General features: G+C 68.5%; 1 protein-coding gene. It reads right to left on the bottom strand.

Features of this window, described 5'->3' with window-relative positions:
- Positions 1–202 precede the first annotated feature (202 nt).
- Positions 203–1093, bottom strand: an 891-nt coding sequence (locus tag LQV45_RS34900) for an aldehyde dehydrogenase family protein (RefSeq protein ID WP_230012547.1), incomplete at its 5' end; no start/stop codon positions are given.

Raw genomic sequence — 1093 nt, 5'->3', positions numbered from 1 at the left:
GTACTAGGGTCATTTCGCCACCTCCTACGAGCAAGATTTTACGCCGGAGCGGGATGGAAAGAGCCCGCCAATTGCTCCCTGCACGGCGAAGCCCGCCCCTGTCCCTCCCCGGTTGCCCTATCACTTGTGGCGGTCATTTCGACCTTTTGGCAGCCACAAGTGATAGCGCAACGGGAGGTAAGGCGGGAGTGAGCGGGACGGGCTACTTCTCTACGAGGGTCAGGACGTCGTAGGTCGCGACGATTTCGTCGTTCTGGTTGGTCAGGACGGCGTCCCAGGCCACCTCGCCGTACTCGTCGGTCTCGCGCGGGGTGATCTTCTTGGCCGTCAGGGTCACGCGGATGGAATCGCCCGCGGCCACGGGGGTGATGAACCGCAGGTTCTCCAGGCCGTAGTTGGCCAGGACCGGTCCCGGTGCGGGCTCCACGAACAGGCCGGCTGCCCAGCTGAGCAGGAGGTAGCCGTGCGCCACGATGCCCGGGAAGAAGGGATTGGCCGCGGCGGCTTCCTGGTTGGTGTGGGCGTAGAAGGTGTCGCCGGTGGAGTTCGCGAACTTGGTGATTTCCTCCAGCGAGACCTCGCGCAGCTCCGAGCGGATGGCGTCGCCGATGTGCAGGGTGGCGAGGGATTTCCGGAACGGGTGCTGGCCCTCGGTCTCGAGCGTGAAGTTGCGGTCCGCTCCGGTGTGCCAGAGCCCTGTGACGGCGGTGAGCATGTTCGGCGAGCCCTGGATGGCGGTGCGCTGCATGTGGTGCATCACCGAGCGGATGCCGCCGAGCTCTTCGCCGCCGCCGGCGCGGCCGGGACCGCCGTGGACCAGGTGCGGGACCGGGGAGCCGTGGCCGGTGGAGCTGCGGGCGTCCTCGCGGTTGAGCATGAGCACGCGGCCGTGGTGGGCCGCGATGCCGGTGACCAGCTGCTGGGCCACGGCGGGATCGTTCGTGCAGACCGTGGCGACCAGCGAGCCGCCGCCGCGGGCGGCGAGGCGGACGGCGTCGGCCAGGTCGGTGTAGCCGATCACCGAGGACACCGGGCCGAAGGCCTCCAGCGAGTGGACCTCCTCGGCTTCCGGGTTGGCCCAGCTCAGCAGGAC

Source organism: Microbacterium sp. Bi128 (assembly GCF_918698205.1).
Note: the sequence above shows the minus strand (reverse complement) of the source record. Positions and strands in the feature narration are given on the sequence as shown.